Raw genomic sequence first — 763 nt, forward strand, 5'->3', positions numbered from 1 at the left:
AGTATAGGCGAGATTATTTACACTGCAACACAAAAAGTTACGCAATGTTACATGGAGCGCATTTGCTCAAGTTTACTTTTAGCAACTTAGGTGAGATCAATAATGCGCTAAGGCGCTGCCGAGAACACTAGGTCGTCGGCAAACACCACTCCGTCCTTACCATCTGAGTCAAAACAATACGGCTGAGCGTGGCCGATCAAATTACGACGCAACAAATCATCCTCTTTTATTCGAATACAGTAACTTCCGGGAACCAGTCCGGTGAACAAGTAAACACCGTCGTACTCGACACGAACAATATCAACGGTATTACCGCCCTCATCCTCAAGCACTACCCGAACTTTATTTAATGGACTCAAACCATCTTCACGCTCAACGTACGCAGAGCCCTCTAGCTCAAACGTCATCGCCAGCGGGATATCCGCAGAGACATATGCTCCGGCATGCGTGTAGACGAAAACCGGAGCCGCAGCAGGTTTTATAAAGGGGTCTTCAATTGTCTTTTCGTCTACTTCAAATTTTTCCATTACAAGATTTTCAAGCCCACCAACAACTATCTGGCCGTTTTCGTCCGTTTGATATTTGCGCCAGCGACTCTTACCCTTAAAGCGGATGTCAGATACCCCTTCTTCGCCCTCGTCATACAGCCCATTACTGTTTTCGTCTATAAACACTCTCGCATTCAAGGTGGCGCTATTTAGAGCACTACCTTCAGCAAACGCATAGTTTTGATCTTTGTCGTTGTAGTTCAGAGAGCTCGTCA

1 protein-coding gene is annotated in these 763 nt (G+C 46.0%); it reads right to left on the minus strand.

Annotated features, from left to right (window positions below):
* Positions 1-107 precede the first annotated feature (107 nt).
* The coding region (locus A3751_RS23145) for a hypothetical protein (RefSeq protein ID WP_197466496.1) at positions 108-763 on the minus strand (656 nt) is incomplete at its 5' end.

Source organism: Oleiphilus sp. HI0080, assembly GCF_001635135.1.